Source organism: Herbidospora sp. NBRC 101105, from assembly GCF_030269205.1.
Taxonomy (GTDB): Bacteria; Actinomycetota; Actinomycetes; order Streptosporangiales; family Streptosporangiaceae; genus Herbidospora; species Herbidospora solisilvae.
Genome location: NZ_BSSX01000001.1, coordinates 458,789 through 474,290, shown reverse-complemented (window position 1 = coordinate 474,290; position 15,502 = coordinate 458,789). Strand labels below are relative to the sequence as shown.

The 15,502-nt window shown below is 74.1% G+C and carries 13 protein-coding genes; 8 read left to right on the top strand and 5 right to left on the bottom strand.

What is annotated here, in order from left to right:
- Positions 1-323: 323 nt before the first annotated feature.
- Positions 324-1,238 carry a SecDF P1 head subdomain-containing protein gene (locus tag QSK34_RS02180; protein ID WP_285579285.1) on the bottom strand — a complete coding sequence of 305 codons (915 nt, stop codon included), beginning with the start codon at positions 1,236-1,238 and terminating at the stop codon, positions 324-326.
- A 135-nt stretch (positions 1,239-1,373) separates the two neighbouring features.
- Positions 1,374-2,105: a thioredoxin-like domain-containing protein gene (locus QSK34_RS02175; protein WP_030450586.1), complete on the bottom strand. Its 732-nt coding sequence runs from the start codon at positions 2,103-2,105 to the stop codon at positions 1,374-1,376.
- A 97-nt stretch (positions 2,106-2,202) separates the two neighbouring features.
- On the opposite strand from QSK34_RS02175, the gene QSK34_RS02170 reads away from it, so the two are divergent.
- Positions 2,203-2,838 carry a DUF305 domain-containing protein gene (locus QSK34_RS02170; RefSeq protein WP_285579283.1) on the top strand — a complete coding sequence of 212 codons (636 nt, stop codon included), beginning with the start codon at positions 2,203-2,205 and terminating at the stop codon, positions 2,836-2,838.
- 70 nt (positions 2,839-2,908) lie between these two features.
- Positions 2,909-3,202: a DUF3467 domain-containing protein gene (locus QSK34_RS02165; protein ID WP_030450588.1), complete on the top strand. Its 294-nt coding sequence runs from the start codon at positions 2,909-2,911 to the stop codon at positions 3,200-3,202.
- Here the strand turns inward: QSK34_RS02165 and QSK34_RS02160 are convergent.
- Positions 3,199-3,972, bottom strand: a complete 774-nt coding sequence (locus tag QSK34_RS02160) for an MBL fold metallo-hydrolase (protein ID WP_285579280.1) — start codon at positions 3,970-3,972, stop codon at positions 3,199-3,201. The genes QSK34_RS02165 and QSK34_RS02160 overlap by 4 nt on opposite strands.
- Complete coding sequence (locus tag QSK34_RS02155; RefSeq protein WP_285579279.1) at positions 3,969-4,949, bottom strand: cyclic nucleotide-binding domain-containing protein; 981 nt, start codon at positions 4,947-4,949, stop codon at positions 3,969-3,971. Before QSK34_RS02155 ends, QSK34_RS02160 begins: the two co-directional genes overlap by 4 nt.
- A 125-nt stretch (positions 4,950-5,074) precedes the next feature.
- Here QSK34_RS02155 and QSK34_RS02150 point away from each other — a divergent pair, with 125 nt between their 5' ends.
- From QSK34_RS02150 to QSK34_RS02125, 6 genes are read left to right on the top strand one after another with little or no spacing between them, the layout of a single operon-like run.
- Positions 5,075-6,370 carry an adenylate/guanylate cyclase domain-containing protein gene (locus QSK34_RS02150; RefSeq protein WP_285579276.1) on the top strand — a complete coding sequence of 432 codons (1,296 nt, stop codon included), beginning with the start codon at positions 5,075-5,077 and terminating at the stop codon, positions 6,368-6,370.
- Positions 6,370-7,044 (top strand): ABC transporter ATP-binding protein, encoded by a 675-nt coding sequence (locus QSK34_RS02145; RefSeq protein ID WP_285579274.1) that lies wholly within the window; start codon positions 6,370-6,372, stop codon positions 7,042-7,044. The genes QSK34_RS02150 and QSK34_RS02145 overlap by 1 nt, the downstream gene beginning before the upstream one ends.
- Positions 7,041-9,410, top strand: coding sequence for an ABC transporter permease (locus tag QSK34_RS02140; protein ID WP_285579271.1), 2,370 nt, complete (start codon positions 7,041-7,043; stop codon positions 9,408-9,410). Before QSK34_RS02145 ends, QSK34_RS02140 begins: the two co-directional genes overlap by 4 nt.
- Positions 9,407-11,746 carry an FtsX-like permease family protein gene (locus QSK34_RS02135; RefSeq protein WP_285579269.1) on the top strand — a complete coding sequence of 780 codons (2,340 nt, stop codon included), beginning with the start codon at positions 9,407-9,409 and terminating at the stop codon, positions 11,744-11,746. Before QSK34_RS02140 ends, QSK34_RS02135 begins: the two co-directional genes overlap by 4 nt.
- Positions 11,747-11,783: 37 nt before the next feature.
- Positions 11,784-13,748: a sensor histidine kinase gene (locus QSK34_RS02130; RefSeq protein WP_285579268.1), complete on the top strand. Its 1,965-nt coding sequence runs from the start codon at positions 11,784-11,786 to the stop codon at positions 13,746-13,748.
- Positions 13,741-15,165 (top strand): phytoene desaturase family protein, encoded by a 1,425-nt coding sequence (locus tag QSK34_RS02125; protein ID WP_285579267.1) that lies wholly within the window; start codon positions 13,741-13,743, stop codon positions 15,163-15,165. The genes QSK34_RS02130 and QSK34_RS02125 overlap by 8 nt, the downstream gene beginning before the upstream one ends.
- Here the strand turns inward: QSK34_RS02125 and QSK34_RS02120 are convergent.
- On the bottom strand, positions 15,051-15,470 hold the full coding sequence (locus tag QSK34_RS02120; RefSeq protein WP_161480274.1) for a response regulator: 420 nt from the start codon (positions 15,468-15,470) through the stop codon (positions 15,051-15,053). The two genes, QSK34_RS02125 and QSK34_RS02120, sit on opposite strands and share 115 nt — an antisense overlap.
- Positions 15,471-15,502: the final 32 nt, after the last annotated feature.

The following is a 15,502-nucleotide window of genomic DNA, read 5'->3' as shown; positions in this document are numbered from 1 at the left end:
CGGGACCCCTGTCACGCGTGTCTATCCAGCCCAAGGACATCGCCCTGAGCGGCGTCCCGGCTAACCGGCCATCGCGGCGGCGAGGGATCCTTGCCACGCGTGTGGATCCCGCTCGGCGGCATCGCCCTGACTAGGATCCGGCATAACCGGCCATCGCGGCGGCGACGAGACCCTTGTCGCGCGTGTCGGTGCCGCCCCGAGCATGGTCCCGGCATAAAGCGAAATAGCCGGCCGAGGTTCGAGTCTCCCTCGATCACCTCGATCGCCGCGTCACCCTCTGCGAGGGTCGCCTGCGGCGTCGCCCAGGTCGTACACGACCGGAATCAGGACACGTCGTCGCGGTCGCACGCGACGCCGTCGTTGTCGACGTCGATGTACCACTCGTATTCCTCGTGGATGCCCTTCGTGTATGGGCCGGCCGCGGCCGCGATGGCCGCCGCGCAGGTCGGGTAGCGCTGGGAGGTCGTGCCGCCCTGGTTGTTCGCGGAGGGCTGCTGGTTGGTGCCCGGCTGCTGGTTGGTGCCTGGCTGCTGGTTCGGGTCGGTGCCGCCGGGCTGCTGGTTGGGATCGGTCACGCCGGGCTGGTTCGTGGCGGCCGGGTCGCTCGTGGGCTGGTTCGCGGGCGGCTGGGCGGGCGGGGCGCCGGTGCCCTTGAGGCGGGCGAGGAAGGCGTCGGCCTCGTCCTTGGTGAAGCCGCCGACGATGCTCAGGCTGTCCTGGGTGATCTCCTGGGCCACACGCGGGGTCGAGACGACCTTGTCGCCGACCACGATCGCCAGCAGGCGCTTCACGGTGTCGCGGGTCAGGTCTTCGATCTGGGCCCGGTTGTCGGGGGCCAGGACCACGCGGATCGAGTAGCTGCCGTCGGACTCGGTGAAGGTCTCCAGCTTCTGCACCGACGTCAGCGTCACGCCCGGTTCGAGCTGGTAGCAGGTGGTGCCGGCGTCGTCGAGGACGGCCTCGGTCTCGGCCGGGCAGGGGGCGGTGCCCGACGCCTCGACGGGCGCGAAGTGGATGGGCACCGCGAGCTTGGTCACGACCGGCTGGGTCAGCGGCGGCGAGTCCTGGTTGTTGGTCATCAGCACCGCGACGGTGCCGAGCACCCCGGACATGATCACCACGAAGACCAGCGCGACGCTGAGGGCGATCGTGGCGCCCTTGGTCGCCTGCGGCGGCTGCGGCGGACCCGGCTCCTCCGCAACGGGGGTGTTCTGCATCCCGGCCTCAATCCCTGACATCGCCCGCAGAGCCTATCGACATGGGACGGCCCGTGGCCCAAGCGAGACACGGTCGGCCGAAGGCTGACCGTGTCTCGCGCCCTGAATCTTCCTCAGGGACGGGCGCACGGGCCGTCCTGAATCTCAAACCGGTTGTTACTGGGCGGGCGCGTCCGTCGACATGGACGGCGCGCCCGACGGCTGCGGGGCCGGCTGGGAGCCGGCGGGGGGCAGCGGGGCGTCGGCCGCGGAGCGGGTCTCGCCGCCGTCGCAGCTCGCGCCGAGCTCGGGGGTGTCCTCGCCCTGGCGGAACTTGAGGATGAAGGCGTTCAGGTCGGGGGACGAGGCGCTGTCGAGCTGGATCTGGTGGTTCCACGACGAGGCGACGATCTTCGACGGGAGGCCGGGGTAGGGGCTGAGCAGCATGTAGGGCTCGCCCGCCAGCGCCTTCAGCTTGTCGACCTCGGCGGCCGGCAGGTCGGGCTGGTAGGTGATCCAGACCGCGCCGTGCTCCATCGAGTGGACCGCGTTCTCGTTGTTGATCGGCTGGTCGTAGATGCCGCAGGTCTGCCAGGCGGGGTTGTGCTCGCCGCCGGCCGGCGGGGTCTCCTTGTAGGCGACCTTCGTGTTGACGTGGCCGGCGCCCTTGTACTCGAAGTTCTTGACCTTGGGCAGCATCGCCTCCTGAGCGGCGAGCGCGGCCTTCTCGGCCTCCGACTTGTCCATCTCCTGACGGATGATGTAGAAGGCGACGCTTCCGACGAGAAGCAGGATGACCAGGCCGCCGATACCCCACATGAGGACAGCGGCCCGCCGTTCCTTGGCCCGCTGCTGCGCCCTCATCTGGGCGATGCGGTCACGCCGTGCCTGCGCTTTCTCCTTGGTCATCGACCCTCCATCACGCGGTCACATATGGACAAGGAGAATAGTGGGTATAGATAGCCGTTTGGCCCATCGCGTCCCGGCGGGAAGTAATCTGAGGGCGATGAAGAACCCCCGTTCGCTTCTGCTCCCGGTCGCCGCGGCCGTCGTCGTGGTCGTCGCGATCGTCCTGCTGCTGGTCAACCTCACCCGGCCGGGCACCCCCGGCGACCTGTCTCCCGAGGCCGGCTTCGCCCGTGACATGGGGGTTCACCACGCGCAGGCGGTCGAGATGTCGTTCGCGGTGCGCGACGAGAGCACCGACGACAAGGTGCGCACGCTGGCCTACGACATCATCACGACGCAGTCGGCGCAGCGTGGAATGTTCATCGGCTGGCTGCAGCAGTGGGACCTGTCGCAGGCCTCCAGCGTGAAGCCGATGACGTGGATGGCGGGGCACGGCCACGCGGCGGCGGCCGGGGTGACGCCGGGCGTGATGCCCGGAATGGCCACCGCCGAGGAGATGAAGCGGCTCGCCGACGCGAAGGGGCAGGCGGCCGAGGTGCTGTTCCTGCAGCTGATGATCCGCCACCACGAGGGCGGCGTCGAGATGGCCAAGGGCGCGCTGGAGCTGGCCGAACGTCCGGAGGTCCGGAACATCGCCCAGCACATCGTCGACGGCCAGACCGCCGAGATCGACCTGATGAAAGAGATGCTCGCGACGCGCGGCGCCCAGCCGCTTCCGTCGATCCTCAAATGAACAGGACGTGTCGGACGCGGGAACGCTCCCCCGACAGGGCACCATGGAGGCGACCCGGAGGGATGAGGATTTGACCAACGAGCCCGAGAGCCGACTCGAAGTGAGCATCACCCCCGAAGTGGAGGCCGGCCAGTACGCCAACTTCGCCTCCGTCTGGCATACCCAGGACGGGTTCGTGCTCGACTTCGCGGTGATCACCCGCCCGCCCGGCCTGGCCGACAACGGCGACGGCCAGCAGTACATCAGCGTCCCCACGCGGATCGTGAGCCGGGTGCGCATTCCCCCGGCGCAGGTCTTCGAGCTGATGAAGGCGCTGGAGCAGCAGCTCACCGCCTATGAGAACGAGGTCGGCCACAAGATCTAGACGGTCACGACGTCGCCTTCGCGGGCGAACCGCACGTCGGGCCACTCCTTGGCGAGGGCGTCGAGCTGGTCGTCGGTCCGGCCGGGCGCGTGGTGGGTCAGCAGCAGCCCCCGCGCGCCGCAACGTTCGGCGAAGGCCAGCGCGTCGGTGACCGAGGCGTGCCCGTAGTCGTCGGCCAGCGCCTGCTCCTCGGGCCGGAACTGGCCGTCGTGCACGATCAGGTCGGCGTCCCGGCACAACTCCTCGGCCGCCGCCGAGCCGAGCTGGGGTGCGTGGTCGGGCAGGTAGACGACGGCCACGCCGTCGCACTCGACCCGGGTCCCGACCGTGGTCCCGCCCTTGTGGGTCACCTCCGCCTGGATCAGCTCGAAACCGTCATATTTACGGCTCCCGCCGGAAGAGGTCACCGACACGGCTCCTCGCAGGCCTCCCGGCTCGATCGGGAAGTGCGGCGGCGAGAAGGCCCGGGTGAGCAGCGCGAGGGGCTGCGCACCGGGCACGATCAGCTCCACCGACGCCTCCGGGTGGTCGACCGCCCGGCTGAACGGCAACCCCTGCACGTGGTCCCAGTGCAGGTGCGACAGCGCGATCACGCCCCGGAAGGGGACCGGCGCGAGGTTCCTGATCCCGGTCCCCGCGTCGAGGACCAGCGGCGGCGCCGCGTACCCGTCGGGGAGCACGGCCACGCACGAGGTGTGGCCGCCCCACCGGGTGAACTCGGCGCCGGGCGCGGGCGTCGACCCGCGTACCCCCAGGAAGTGCAGTCTCACGCGAACTCCTCGCGGCGGTGGCCCTGGGCCAGGTGTTCCAGGGCGGCCCGGTCGATGGTGTCGGCGCCGGCCTCGGCCACCCTGATCGGGGTGAGCGCGGTCAGCGTGGCGGTGCGGTGGCCGTTCTCCAGCAGGGCCCGCTCTCCCAGCACCGCGCCCGGACCGACCCGGCCGAGCTCGCGGCCGTCGACGTCGACGGTGACGACGCCGTCGAGGAGCAGGAACAGCGACGCGCCGGGCTCGCCCTGGCGGACCAGCGCCGTGCCCTCCTTGAGCTCGCGGACGACCGGCTTGCGGGTGCCCCGCATGATCAGCCGGGACAGTTCGCGTTCGAGGGCGGTCTCGGCGGCCGTGACGACGACCGGGGAGTCCTCGGCGCCCCACGGGGTGGCACGCTGGGCGGCCCACGCCCGGAAGTCGGTGACGCCCGCCTTGAGGATGAGCTGCCCGTCGGCGTCGTACACCCAGTGGCGCGGGAACGGGCTGGCCCCCGTCAGCGTGACCTCGGAGGTCCCGTCGGCGCGCACGGTGATCGAGAGCGTGGTCCAGACGAGCGGGGAGCGCCAGCGCGGGATCCCGGCGGTGGCGCGCGGGAACGGCAACGAGGTACGGCCGCCGGCCGACCGGGTGACGGTGACGAAACCGTCGCCGACCGTCTCGGTGAGCAGGTCGGGCAGGCTGATCGCGGCCAGGGTGAGGCCGAGCGGGCCCAGGCGGACCGTGGTGGAGCCCATCACCCCGCCTCCTCCGGCGCCGTGGGCGAGCACCCGGCCATCGTCGCCGAAATCGGCCCAGACGCGAAGCACGTTGGCGAACCGGAACCGGTCGGCGCGGCGCAGCGCCTCCAGGTCGTCGACGCGCCCGGGGGGCGGCTCGTCGTAGTGGGAGATCCCGACCTCGAACATCGGCCGGGTGTACCCCTTGACCGCCTCCGAGGGGATCCAGGAAAGGGACGTGGCCTGCGTCTCGACGCGCATGTCGGCCTCCTCTGGTCGTATCCGACGCTAGGAATCGGGGGCCGGGAGACACAGGGGGATGTCCATCCGGGTGCAGGAGGGCTAACCCTCTGTTCCCCGCCACGCGCGGGAGGGACATTTACAGCGTGGACCGCATCACCGACCGCATCACCGTGCTGCTCGCCGACGACAACCTGATCGTCCGCGAGGGCGTGCGCGCGCTGCTGGCCCGGGATGAGGCCCTGGAGGTGGTCGGCGTGGCCGCCGACTACGACGAGCTCGTCGCGCGCGCCGAGGAGCTGCGCCCTCAGGTGCTCGTGACCGACATCCGGATGCCCCCGACCTTCCAGGACGAGGGCATCGACGCCGCCCGGGAGGTACGGGGGCGCCTCCCGGGCACCGGCGTCGTGGTGCTGAGCCAGTACGACGACCCCGACTACGCGGTGAAGCTGCTGTCGGAGGGGGCCGACGGGTACGCGTACCTGCTGAAGGACCGGATCGCGGACGCGCGGCTGCTGGGCCGGGCGATCCGTGAGGTGGCGGCGGGCGGGTCGATGGTCGACCCCCAGATCGTCCAGGACCTGCTCTCCCCGGCGCGGTCGCCGGAGCTGAGCGCGGCCGAGGAGGCGCTGCTGCGGCAGGTCGCGGAGGGGCGGTCGGTGAAGGCCATCGCGGCGGCGGCCAGCGACAGCCCCGAGAAGGTGAACGCCCTGGTCGAGCAGCTCTTCCTCAAGCTGGCGCGGGGCGCCTCGGCCGGGCGGCAGGGCGCGCTCAAGCGCCTGCGCATGCTGCACACCGCGATCCTGCGCCGCGACGAGCAGGGCGAACGCCTCTCGCGGCTGTTACCGGGCGGCCTGGCCGACAAGCTGCTGGCCGACGGGCTCGACCGGACCGAACGGCTCACGGTGACCGTGCTGATGAGCGACGTGCGCGGTTACTCGGCCATCGCCGAGCACACCGACCCGGCGGTGCTGGCCGGTCGGCTCAACGCCCACCGCCGGGCCATGAACGCGGCCATCCTCCGCGAGGGCGGCACCGTCATGCAGTACGTCGGCGACGCCGTCATGGCCGTCTTCGGCGCCCCCGACCCGCGCCCCGGCCACGCCGCCTCGGCGGTCGCGGCGGCCCGGCAGATGCACGCCCGCCAGCGCCGCCTCAACGACGAGTGGGAGACCCCGTTCCGGCTCGGCATCGGCCTGTGCACGGGCGAGGTGGCCGCCGCGCTGCTCGGCAGCGAGGAACGCGTCGAGTACACGCTGGTCGGCGACACGGTCAACCTGGCGGCCCGGATGCAGGACCTGGCCCGCCCGGCAGGGACGGTCGCCGCCGCCAGCACCCTCGGCGCGCTGCCCGAAGGGCTGCCCTGGATCCCCCTCGGACCCCGCGCCGTCAAGGGCCGGTCCACCCCCGTCACGGCCTTCCACCTCCCGGAGGAACACTGATGTCCGACACCGCCGTCCGGGTGCGCGGCGCCCGCCGCACCTTCGAGGCCGAACTCGCGCCGGTACGCGCCCTGCGGGGCGTCGACGTCGACGTCGCGGAGGGCGAGTTCGTCGCCGTGATGGGCCCCTCCGGGTGCGGCAAGTCGACCCTGCTGAACGTCATCGCCGGGCTCGACGGCGTCGACGACGGCACCGTCGAGGTCGCCGGGGAACGCGTCGACGGCCGCGACGAAGACTGGCTGGCCCGGTTCCGCCGCCACCACATCGGCTTCGTGTTCCAGTTCTTCAACCTCCTCGACGGGGTGTCCGCGCTCGACAACCTCGTGCTGCCCGGCGTGCTGGGCGGCATGAAGCGGCGGGCCGCCGAGGCGCGCGCCCGGGACCTGCTCGACCTGCTGGGACTGGGTGACAGGTTGCAGCAGGTCCCGGCCGTGCTCTCCGGAGGTCAGCGGCAGCGCCTCGCCATCGCGCGGGCGCTGGTCAACCAGCCGAGCCTGCTGCTGGCCGACGAGCCGACCGGCGCGCTCGACAGCGAGGGCGGCCTGGAGGTGCTCGAGCTGTTCCGCCGGCTGCACGAAGACGGGCAGACGATCATCATGGTGACGCACGCCGCCGAGGTGGCGGCCGGGGCGTCGCGGTCGATCCGGATGCGTGACGGCCGGATCGAGTCATGACCGGGATGTGGCTGCGCCTGGAGTGGCGCCGCCGTGGGCGTTCGGCCGTCGTGCTGGCGCTGCTGATCGCGTTCGCGCTGGCGACGGTCCTGACGGCGGTCGCGGGGGCGCGCCGTGGACTGTCGGCCTACGACCGCCTGTCGGCGCTGACCCGGCCCTCGACGATCACGGTGCTGCCCAACGAGCCGGGCTTCGACTGGGACCGGGTCAGGGCGCTGCCCCTGGTGGAGGCGGTGACCACCTTCGTGGTGACCGGGTTCTCCCTCGACGACCCCGCCTCGTCGGCCGAGGTGTCGGCCTTCCCGCCCGGCGACGACCACATCTTCGAGGGCATCGAGGAGCCGGTCGTGCTGGCCGGACGCCTCTACGACAAGACCCGGGTCGACGAGGTGCTGGTCAGCCCGGCGTTCTCCCGCCACTTCGGCCGCGGCGTCGGCGACCAGGTCACCCTGCGGCTCCCGACCCCCGAGGAGGCGCGGCCCGACTCGGCCCCCGTGCCGTTCACCGGCCCCCAGATCCGGGCCACCGTGGTGGGCGTCATCCGGTCGCCCTGGTACGTCGACCCGGCCGGCTCCAGCCGGGGCGGCGTGCTCGTCACCCCGGCCCTGTTCGAGGCGTACGAGAAGAACTTCGTCGGCCCGAACCAGGAGGGTTACGTCAACGCGCTGGTGCGGCTGCGCGGCGGCACCGGCCAGATCGAGCCGTTCAAGAGGGACCTGGCCGCGCTCACCGGGCGGCCGGACATCGACGTGTGGAACAACGTGGCCGAGGGCGACCGGCTGCGGCGGCTGATCGCCTTCGAGTCGGTCTGCCTGCTGCTGTTCGGGCTGGCCGCCTTCGTCGCGGCGGTGGTGCTCATCGGCCAGTCGGTGGCGCGCTACACGGCCGCCGCGGCGGGTTCGCTGAAGACGCTGCGGGCGCTGGGCCTGACGCCGCGCGAGGCGCTGCGCGCGCTGCCCGGCCTGCCGGTGTCGTCGGCCGCCGCGGGGGCGGCCGTCGCCGTGGCGGTGGCGCTGGCGGCCTCCTGGTGGACGCCGATCGGCTCGGCCTCCCTGGTCGAGCCGGCGCCCGGGTTCGACGCCGACTGGCCGGTGTTCGGCGCGGGCGCCGCGCTGACGGTGCTGCTGGTCGCGGCCGGGTCGGCGGCGTCGGGATGGCTGGCGCTGCGGCGGACCCGGGTACCGGCGGCCCGCTCGTCGCTGGTGGCCGCGGCGGCCCGGATGGGGCTGCCGGTGCCGGTCGTGGTCGGCGCCCGGTTCGCCCTGGAGCGCGGCCGCGGTCCCGACGCGCTGCCGGTGCGGCCCGCGCTGGCCAGCGCGGTCGTGGGGGTGCTCGGCGTGGTCGCCGCGTTCACGTTCGCGAACGGCGTCCAGGACGCCGGTTCCCATCCCGAGCGCTACGGCCAGAACTTCCAGCTCATCGGGTACCTGGGCTACTCCGGGCAGGTGTTCGCCGACCCGGCCGCCACGCTCCGGGCGGTCACCGCCGACCCCGGCGTGACGGCCGGGACCACGGCGACCGTCGGCGTGGCCCAGGCGGGCGCCACCTCGATCACCCTGTTCGGCCTGCACGACAGCGACCGGCCGTGGCGGCCGGTGATGACCGAGGGCAGGGGGCCCCGGGCGCCGGGTGAGATCATGCTGGCCGTCAGCAGCGCCCACCGCGCCGGGGTGGGTGTGGGCGACGTCCTCGCCCTGGCCGGGCCGCGCGGCGAGCACGGGTTCCGCGTCGTCGGGCTGGGCTTCATCCCGGCCGGGCCGCACAACGACTACGACGAGGGCGGCATCGTCACCGCCTCCGGGTACGAACGGCTCCTGCCGCCCGGCGGGTTCAAGTTCCTGGTCGCCTTCGCCGCCGTGACCGGCGACCCGGCCGCCGTGATGGCCCGCGTCAACGCCGGCTTCCCCGCGGGCATGGGTCTCCTCCCGCCCGATCCGCCCGTCCAGCTCGCGCAGATGCTCGACGCCGAACCGCTGCCGCTCGCGCTGGCCGTCTTCCTGGGCCTGCTGGCGGTCGGAGCCGTCGCGCACGCCCTGGTCACCGCCGTCCGGCGGCGCAGGCACGAGATGGCGGTGCTGCGCGCCTGCGGCATGACACGCGGGCAGGCGCGGGGGGTGGTGCTCACCCAGGCGACCATCCTGGCGCTGACCGGGATCGTGGCCGGGGTTCCGCTCGGTTTCCTCGTCGGCCGGGCCCTGTGGGGCGTGGTGGCCGACACGATGCCGTTCTTCTACCGGCCGCCGCTGGCGGTGCTCGCGCTGCTGCTGATCGGCCCGGTCACGCTGCTGGCCGCGAACCTGCTGGCCGTCTGGCCGGCCCGGCTGTCCACCCGGTCGCGGGTGGGCCACGTGCTCAGGACCGAATGATGATCGCCGTCCAGTGGCTGAGGCTGGAGACCCGCTCCCGGTGGCGGGCGCTGGTCGTGCTGGCCCTGCTGGTCGCGGTCGCGCTGACGGCCACCCTGGCGGCGGCGGCCGGGGCCCGGCGCGGGGCCGGGGTGGTCGACCGGCTGCTCGCGGTCACCCTGCCGGCCGACGCCATGGTGCTGCCGAATGAGCCGGGCTTCGACTGGGACACGATCCGCGCGCTGCCCTCGGTGGAGGCGGTGTCGGTTTTCCCGGCGACCGGCATGTGGTTCTTCGAGGACCCGCCCGGCATGACGGGGAGCCTGCCGCCGCCGGCCGACGACGACATCTGGCACACCGTCGAGAAGCCGGTGGTGCTCGCGGGCCGGCTGCCCGTGGCCGCCGACGAGGCCGCCGTCACCGCCGCGTTCACCGAGAACTGGGGCAAGGGCGTCGGCGACACCGTCACCATCCGGCTGTTCACGCCCGAGGAGGTCGACCGCGGCATCGGCGACCCGACCCTGTGGGACCGGCTGACCCCGACCGGCCCCCGGCTGGTGACCAGGATCACCGGCGTGATCAGGTCGGGCTGGTTCTCCGACTCGATCGAACGGCCGACCGGCGACGTCTTCCCCTCTCCCGCGTTCTTCCGGGCCCACGAGCACAACCTCGCGGGCGGGCGGGACGTCGCCTTCTACAACGCGATGATCCGCCTGCGCGCGCCGCTGCCCGAGTTCACCCGGCAACTCGCGGGCGCGACCGGGCGGACCGACATCGACGTCTGGGACATGCGCCAGTTCGCCGACCACCAGAGGGAGCTGACCCGGTTCGAGGCGATGTCGCTCCTGGCGTTCGGGGTGGCGCTCTTCGCCGCCTCGGCGGTGCTCCTCGGCCAGACGATCTCCCGGCACGCCGCCGCCTCGGCCGGCGCGCTGGCGGTGCTGCGCCCGCTCGGGCTGACCCGCCGCCAGGGCGTGACGGCGGCCGCGGCCGGGCCGGTGCTCGCCGCGTCGGCCGGCGCGCTGCTCGGGGTGGCCGGCGCGGTCGCGCTGTCGCCGCTGCTGCCGATCGGCGCGGCCGCGTTCCTCGAACCCGCCCCCGGCCTCGACGCCGACTGGGCGCTGCTCGTCCCCGGCGCGCTGCTGACCGTGCTGCTGACCGGGCTGGCGGCGGCGTTCCCGGCCTGGTGGGCGCTGTCGCCGCGCCGGGTGAGGGAGGGCCGGCCCAGCGTGCTCGCGACCGCCGCCGCGCGGGCCGACCTGCCGCCCGCCGTCGTGACCGGGGCCCGGTTCGCGCTGGAGCGCGGGCCGGGGGTGCCCACCCGGCCCGCGCTGCTCGGCTCCGTGGTCGGGGTGCTGGGAGTGCTGGCGGCGTTCACCTTCCACGCCGGGGTCACCGACGCCGGCTCCCACCCCGAGCGGTTCGGGCAGACCCACCAGGCCGAGATCTTCCTCGGCGGCGACGGCGCGGCCGTCGACCCGTCGGCCGCGCTGGCGGCCCTGCGCGCCGACCCGAGGGTGACCGGCGTGACCGACGACCGGACCGCCGTCGCGGAGACCGGCCAGACCCGCGTCGCCCTGCACACGAGGGGCGACCTGCCGCTCGTCCTGCTGTCGGGACGCCCCCCGGACGCTCCCGGCGAGATCGCGCTCGCCCTCAGCACCGCCCGGGACCTCGGGATCGGCGTCGGCGACGAGATCCCGCTGGCCGGCGAGCCCGGCACGGCCACGTTCACGGTCACCGGCGTCGGCTTCACCACGATCGGCAGGCACAACGCCTACGACCGGGGCGGCACGGTCACCCCCGAGGGCTTCGCCCGGCTGTTCGGCACGGGCTACAAGTTCCGCTCCATCCTCATCGGCCTGCGCCCCGGCGCCGACCCGGCCACGCTCGCCAGCGCCGGCCTGCCGGCCTGGCCCGCCACGCCGCCGGTCGAGGTGGCCGAGCTCGACGAGCTGGCCGTCCTCCCGGTCGCGCTGGCCGCCTTCCTGGCGCTGCTGGCCGTCGGCGCGGTGGGGCACGTGCTGGCCACGGCCGTCCGCCGCCGGACCCACGAGGTGGCGGTGCTGCGCGCCCTCGGGCTGACGCCCCGCCAGGCCCGCCGGATCGTCGTCACCCAGGCCGGGGTGCTGGCCGTCGCCGGGCTGGCGTTCGGGGTGCCGATCGGGGTCGCGCTCGGCCGGGCGTTGTGGCGGGTGGTCACCGACCTGTGGCCGATCCACCACCAGCCGCCGGTGGCGTTCTGGGCGCTGGTGCTCGCCGCCCCGGTCGCGCTGCTGACCGCCGCCCTGCTGGCCGTGTGGCCGGGCCGGGCGCTGACCCGGCTGCGGGTCTCCGACGTCCTGAGAGCGGAGTGATCGACATGAACCGCGTCCTGAGAGCGGAGTGATCGACATGAACCGCGTCCTGACCGCGACGATCGGGGGCGCCGCCGCCCTCGTGACGCTCGGCGCCGGGTTCAACGACGCCGCCGACACCGCCAGCGCCGTGGTCGCCGCCGGATGGGTGATCGCGGCCGCCGGGTGCCTGGCCTCCGGACGGCCCGCCGTCGCCCGCTGGGCGGGCCTGGTGGCGGTGCTCCAGGGCGCGGCGGCGATCTGGCCGCAGGCGGTGCCGCTGGCCATCGCCGGGTGGCTCGGGTTCGCCCTCGCGCTGCCCGACGGCGACCTGAAGACGCTCCCGAGAAGAATCGTCACGGGCCTGGGCACGCTGGGCGGGCTGGCGCTCACCCTCCTCGTCGAGGTCTCCCCCGGCGCTTACGCCACCGCCGCCGTCGTCGCGGCCGGGACCGGCACCGTCGCGATCGTGGCGCGCTGCGGCCCGGCCTCGCCCCGGCAGCGGGCGGCTTTGCAGTGGACCGGCGCCGCGCTGCTGCTGGCCGCCGCGGCGGGCGCCGTCATCATCGGGCTCTACCTGCTGCTGGGGGTGCCGCAGACGCCGATGGCGTGGCTCGTCGGGGCGCTGGTGATCGTGCCGGTGGGGGCCCTGTTCGGGCATCTGCCGCCGACCGCGCACGTCGGGGAGAAGGCGCTGCTGGAGGCCGTGGTGGTGGCCGGGTTCGCGGTGATGATCGCGAGCGTCTACCTGGTGGTGGTGCTGGGCCTGGGCCGCCTCCCGGCCGAGAGCGAGCGCGACCTGCTGGTCTCCTCGATGGCGGCGGCGCTGGTGGTGGCGATCCTGGCCATCCCGGTACGCAACCGCCTCCTCCACACCGCCCGCGCGATCACCGGGCGGGGCGGCGTGCCGCCGGAGGAGATCCTGGCCACCTTCGGCGCCCGCATGAGCCGTGCCGTCCCCTTCGACGAGCTGCTGCTCCAGCTCGCCGAGTCGCTGAAGGCGGCGATGGCCCCGGCGGGCGCGGAGATCTGGGTCGGCTCCGACGGTGTGCTCCAGCGCACGGTCAGCGTGCCCGACCTGCCGCCCGAGCGCATCACCCTGAACGACCGCGAACGCGTCATCGTCGGCCGCACCCGGATCGGCGGCCCGTCGTGGCTGGCCATCTGGTTGCCCGGCATGCTCCCCGAGGGCGGCGGCCTGGTGCGCGTCGCGCCCGCCGCCCACCTGGGCGAGCTGCTCGGCATGATCGTGGTACGCCGCCCGCCCGACGCCCCGCCCTTCTCCGAGAACGACGACCAGGTGCTCGTGCAGCTCGCCCGCCAGGTCGGCCTGGCCCTGCACAACATGCGGCTCGACTCCGCGCTCCAGGCCAGCCTCGACGAGCTGCGCCGCCGCAACGAGGAGCTCCAGGCCTCCCGGCTGCGCATCGTGACCTCGGCCGACGCCGCCCGCCGCGCCATCGAACGGGACCTGCACGACGGCGCCCAGCAGCACCTGGTCGCCCTGTCGGTCAAGCTCAGCCTGGCCGGGGAGATCATCGCCGAGGACCCCGACGTCGCCCGCACGATGATGGGCGAGCTCCGCGAGGACGTGCAGGGCACCATCGGGGCCCTGCGGGAGCTCGCCCACGGCGTCTATCCGCCGCTGCTGCGCAACCACGGCCTCGACCAGGCGATGCGCTCGGCGGCGCGGCGGTCGGCGCTGCCGTGCGCGGTCTCCGTCGACCTGCCCCGGCGGTTCTCCGAGGAGACCGAGGCCGCCGTCTACTTCTGCTGCCTGGAGGCGATCCAGAACGCGGGCAAGCACGCCGGGGCCGACGCGGCGATCGATGTGGAGATCACCGCCGACGACAAGGTGCTGCGGTTCACCGTGACCGACGACGGCGCCGGGTTCGAATCCGCTGGTGAGGGGCACGGCTTCGTCAACATGCGCGACCGGCTCGGCGCGATCGGCGGCACTCTGACCGTCGACTCGGCGATCGGCGCCGGCACCACGATCCGCGGGGAGATCCCACATGCCTGAGTTCGATGCCGTCGTCGTCGGTTCGGGCCCCAACGGCCTGACCGGCGCGCTGGAGCTGGCCGAGTCGGGCCGCCGCGTCCTGCTGCTGGAGGCGGCCGGCGCCTTCGGCGGCGGCCTGCGCAGCGCCGGGCTCACCCTGCCCGGCTTCACCCACGACGTCTGCGCGACCGTGATCGCGACCGCGCTGGCCTCCCCCGCGCTCCGCGACCGGCTGCCCGGCCTGGGCGTCGAGCCGCTCCACCCGGAGATCCCGGCCGCCCACCCGCTCGACGACGGCCCGGCCGTGCTGTTCCACCGCTCGGCCGAGCGGACGGCGGCGGGCCTGGGCCGCGACGGCGCGGCCTACCTGGCCACCGTCGGCGCCGCCGCGAAGGCGGGCTTCCCCCTGGTCGACAGCCTGCTCGCGCCCCTCGGCCTGCCGAAGGCCCCCCTCTCCCTGATCCGGTACGGCCTCACCGGCGCCCTCCCCGCCACGACGGCCGCCGGCCTGCTGTTCCGCGGACCCCGGGCCCGCGCGGCGCTCGCCGGGATGGCCGCCCACTCGATGCTCGACCTGGGCGGCCCCATCTCCGCCGGATACGGCGTGCTGCTGGCCGCGACGGCCCACCTGGTCGGCTGGCCGGTGGTGAAGGGCGGCTCCCAGGTGATGGCCGACGCGATGGTGGCCCGGCTGCGGGACCTGGGCGGCGAGGCCGTCACCGGCCACCGGGTGACCGCGCTGAAGGAGCTCCCCGACGCCGAGACGGTCCTGCTCGACGTCACCCCGCGCCAGTTCCTGGAGATGGCCGACCTGCCCGAGGCCTACGCCCGGAAGCTGCGGCGCTACCGCTACGGGCCCGGCGTCTTCAAGGTCGACTGGGCGCTCGGCGGCCCGGTCCCCTGGCGCGACCCGGAGGTCGCGAAGGCGGGGACGGTCCACCTCGGCGGCACCCTGGAGGAGATCGCCGCGAGCGAGCGGGCCGCCGTGCGCGGACGGGTCTGCGACCGCCCCTACGTCCTCCTGGTGCAGCCTCCCGACCCGTCGCGGGCCCCCGAGGGACACCGCACCCTGTGGGCCTACTGCCACGTCCCGAACGGCTACGACGGCGACATGACCGACGCGATCGAGGCCCAGATCGAACGGTTCGCCCCCGGCTTCCGGGAGGTGGTCCTGGCCCGCCACACCATGGGCCCGCGCGCCCTGGAGGACCACGACGCCAACTACGTCGGCGGCGACATCGGCGGCGGCGCGGCCGACCTGCGCCAGTTCCTCGGCCGGCCGGTGGTGTCGCCGCAGCCGTGGCGCACCCCTCTTGAGGGCGTCTACCTCTGCTCGTCGTCGACCCCGCCGGGAGCGGGCGTCCACGGCATGGGCGGGTTGATGGCGGCCAGGTGCGCCCTCAGGCGGGCGGGCGTCAGGTCCTCCTTGCGGATGTAGCCGGCCGCCCCGCAACTGCAGGCGTCGGGCGGCAGGTCCTCGGCCGCGTACGTGGACACCAGCACCACGGTGACGCCGGGTTGCCCGGCCAGGATGCGCCGGGTGGCCTCGATGCCGCTGATGCCGGGCAGGTTGATGTCCATGACGACCACGTGGGGCCGCAGGCGGGCGGCCGCGGCGACGGCCTCCTCCCCCGACTCCGCCTCGCCGGCCACGCGCCAGCCGGCGACCAGCGCGACCAGCCGCCGCGCGACGGCCCGGAACGGCGCCTGGTCGTCGACGATGAGAACTTCGACGGACCCCATGGCACTCCATGGTGCCGGGTGGGACGCCCGTC